The sequence below is a fragment of the Streptomyces sp. W16 genome, assembly GCF_033194735.1.
Classification (GTDB): domain Bacteria; phylum Actinomycetota; class Actinomycetes; order Streptomycetales; family Streptomycetaceae; genus Streptomyces.
Genome location: NZ_JAWOAI010000786.1, coordinates 1 through 3365, shown reverse-complemented (window position 1 = coordinate 3365; position 3365 = coordinate 1). Strand labels below are relative to the sequence as shown.

The 3365-nt window shown below is 71.8% G+C and carries 5 protein-coding genes; 2 read left to right on the top strand and 3 right to left on the bottom strand.

The annotated features are described in order from the left end of the window. The coding region (locus tag R6V09_RS49215; protein ID WP_317887946.1) for a phosphatidylglycerol lysyltransferase domain-containing protein at positions 1-936 on the bottom strand (936 nt) is incomplete at its 3' end. Between the two features lie 90 nt (positions 937-1026). On the opposite strand from R6V09_RS49215, the gene R6V09_RS49210 reads away from it, so the two are divergent. Continuing rightward, positions 1027-1488, top strand: coding sequence for a universal stress protein (locus tag R6V09_RS49210; RefSeq protein ID WP_317887945.1), 462 nt, complete (start codon positions 1027-1029; stop codon positions 1486-1488). Between the two features lie 7 nt (positions 1489-1495). Here R6V09_RS49210 and R6V09_RS49205 read toward each other — a convergent pair whose 3' ends face one another. Further along, entirely contained in the window at positions 1496-2323 is an 828-nt protein-coding gene (locus R6V09_RS49205; protein ID WP_317887944.1) for an alpha/beta fold hydrolase, read from the bottom strand. A gap of 58 nt (positions 2324-2381) precedes the next feature. Here R6V09_RS49205 and R6V09_RS49200 point away from each other — a divergent pair, with 58 nt between their 5' ends. Continuing rightward, positions 2382-2852, top strand: a complete 471-nt coding sequence (locus R6V09_RS49200; protein ID WP_317887943.1) for a MarR family winged helix-turn-helix transcriptional regulator — start codon at positions 2382-2384, stop codon at positions 2850-2852. Between the two features lie 7 nt (positions 2853-2859). Here R6V09_RS49200 and R6V09_RS49195 read toward each other — a convergent pair. Next, on the bottom strand, positions 2860-3365 hold a 506-nt coding region (locus tag R6V09_RS49195; RefSeq protein ID WP_317887942.1), incomplete at its 5' end, for a CapA family protein.

Below are 3365 nucleotides of genomic sequence, written 5' to 3'. Positions count from 1 at the left end.
GAGCCAGGCGGCGATGGCGTGCGGCCAGGCCTCGCGGTCGCCGACCGGGTCGCCGCTGGCGAGACAGACGCCGGCCTCGACGCGGTAGGTGACGGCGGCCTTGCCGGTGGGTGAGAAGACGACGGCCTTGTCGCGCCGGGTGGCGAAGTAGCCGAGGGAGTCCTGGCCGCCGTAGGCCTTCAGGAGGGCGCGGATGCGGGCCTCCTCGTCGCCGTGCAGGGCCGCTTCGAGGCGTTGGGAGCGGAAGAGGACGGTGGCCGCGTTGAGGAGGGCGAGCGCGCCGAACAGGCCGAGCAGGAAGAACAGGGCGCGGGGCGGGCGGCCGTCGAAGGAGCGGCCGGAGACCAGGCCGCCGCAGACCCGGTCGGCGGCCCAGCCCAGGTGCTGGCTCGTGGGGAGGGTGCCGGGGAACAGGGCGACCAGTCCCCAGCCGGCCAGGATCGCCACGGCCAGCCCGGCGAACAGGACGGCGAGGGCCCGTCGTACGGCCGCGCGGCGGGAGGCGGCGTAGAACTGCCTGCGGGCCACGATCAGCAGGACCAGCAGCAGGGCGCAGACGATCAGGGACGGGAGGGACTCGGCGTACAGGCCGAGGGCCACGCCGAGGACGTCCGTCAGGACCAGGAGGCCCAGATAGACGACGACCAGCCACCAGGCGATCTTCTTGCGGGCGGCGGTCGCGGCGGCCAGCAGGAACAGGAAGACGGCGTAGGCGAGGTTGGCGCTGACGGGGACGATGAGGAGGTCGAGGAAGCGGACCACGGGGCGCAGGACGCGGCGCAGCGGGGCGATGAAGGCCAGCAGGACGCAGAGCAGGCCGAGGGCGCCGAAGAAGGTCGCGAAGCCCTCGGGCACCCTGCTGAGGAAGCCGTGGCCGGGCGGTCGTATCGGGCCCGTGGTGTCCTTGGCCCTGGCACCCTCGACGGTGGCGGTCATGCTTCCGACTGTAGGAACAGGGCAGGCGGTGCGCCTGTCGAGCGGTCCCGGGCGGGTTCGGGACCTGCGGGTTCCGATAGCCTCACAGCCGTGACGGAACAGCACTCAACTGAGTTCGAGCGGGGCACGGACGGGCCGAAGGTCATCGTGGCGGGCGTGGACGGCTCCGAGTCCTCGTTCCGCGCCGCGGCATACGCCGCCGGGCTGGCCCGGCGCCAGCACGCACTGCTCGCCATGGTGTACGTGCAGCCGGTGCTGGCGGCGGGCGCGGCCATGGGGGCACCGGTCGCCGAGACGACCGACGAGATCGCCGAGGACCTCGTCGCCCAGATCCGGCACGAGACCGAGCGGGTGAAGGGGATATTCGACATCCGCTGGGAGTTCCACACGTTCCGCGGCGACCCCTACGGCGGCCTGGTGAAGGCCGCCGACCAGCTCAAGGCCGACGCGGTCGTCGTCGGCGCCTCCGAATCGGCCGGCCACCGGATCATCGGGTCGGTCGCGGTGCGGCTGGTGAAGGCGGGGCGCTGGCCGGTGACGGTGGTGCCGTAGGGCTCCGTCAGAGGGAGCGCAGGAACTCCCCGAGGATCGTGTTGAACTCCTCGGGCTTCTCCATGTTCGGGTAGTGGCCGACGCCCTCGATCGTCGTGGTGCGGCCGTTCGGGACCGTGTCGGCGAAGCGGTTCGCCATGGCGATGCTGTCGGGCCAGTCGAGGGCGCCGTGGATCGCGAGGACCGGAGCGTCGAGTTTCGGGACGCGCGGCCAGGGGTCGTCCAGCGGGACGTGCCAGTCCCGCTCGCCCGGTGTGTGCTTGGCGAGCGTGTGCGCGGTGAGTTCGCGCAGGCGTCGGGTGACCGACGGGTCGACCTCCTCCGTCGTGCGGTGCGGGCCCGCCACTCCCTGGGCGAACTCGTCCAGCCAGCCCGCGATGTCGCCGGCGCCCAGGAGCTGTCCGATTCGGGACTGACGCTCCAGCAGTCGTGCGTCCTTGTACTCGAACGCGCTGGTCCCGGCGCCGCTGACGACGACCGCGCGGATCAGTTCGGGGTGTTCCAGCGCGGTGTCCGTCGCGACGGCCGCGCCCATGCACAGGCCGACCAGGACCGCGGGCCCGAGGTCGAGGTGGCGCAGCAGTGCGGCGAGGTCGTCGGCCCAGCGGAACGGCCTGCTCGCGTTGGCGGAGAAGCCGTGGCCGCGGATGTCGGGGGCGATGACGCGGAAGTCGGCGGCGAGGGCCGGTATCTGGTCGTCGAAGACGCGGTGGTCGGCGAAGCCGGAGTGGAGGAGGACCACGGGGTCGCCGGTGCCCACGTCGCGGTAGGCCAGGTCCCCGTCGGCAGATGCGAAGAAGCTCAGTTCCGAAGCAAGTTCCGAAGCAGCTGTCATGACAACCAAGGTGTCATCTTGAGAGTTGGTTTGGCAACCCAGGTGTCATGATGAGCCCGTGAACGACTCCACTCCCCTCTCCCCCGACGAACTCGGCCACCGCCTCACCGAGGTGTTCGACCTGGTGGGCCCGCTCTACCGGCGCGCCCTGCGCAAGGTCGAGCAGGGCGAACCGGTCGAGGGGGTCTCCGTCGGTGTACGCGCCGTACTGGATCTACTGCGGCAGCACGGGCCCATGACGGTGCCTCAGATGGGCCGGGTCCAGGCCCTGAGCCGGCAGTTCGTGCAGCGCATGGCCAACGAGGCGGCGGTCCACGGCTGGGTGGAGGTCACGCCCAACCCCGCGCACCAGCGGTCCTCCCTGATCGAGCTCACGGAGGAGGGGCGGGCCGTCATCACGTCCGTCCTCGGCCGTGAGCACTCCCTGAACCGCCAGGTCGGCGGCGCCCTGACCGACGCCGAGGTCAGCGCGTGCGTGCGGGTGCTCACCGAGATCCTCAGGACCTTCGACCATGTGGACGTGGACTGACCGTCCGCTACTTCCCCATCACCAGCCCGTCCTTCGCCGCTCCCCGGCCGAGCACCACCTCGCGGATGCGGTCGCGGTCCCCGGTCAGCTCGGCGCCCTGGGCGATCGCCTGATTGACGTCGACGACCCGGCCCGCGTCGATGTCGAACAGCTGCGGGACGAACTCCGCCCTGGCCACCTCCCACCGCGCGCCGGGCCGGACAGGCGGTACGAAGGTGAAGCGGGCGATGGTGCTCGTGTTGCCGCCGGGGTCCTGGGTGCCCGCGTTGTCGTACATCTCGCCGGTGACCTGGTCGCCGAGCCCGTAGACCACCCAGGTGCCGTTGACCTTCTCGTACGCCTGCGGGGTGTGGGCGTGGGTGCCGAGGATCAGGTCGATGTCGGGGCGACCGCCGGTGCGGGCGGCGGTCAGTTCCCCTGCCAGCGCCACCTGTTGCGGGTCGGGCGCGTCCTGGCCCTGCGTGCCCCAGCGCAGCGAGACGACGACCACGTCGGCGCCCGCGCGAGATCGGG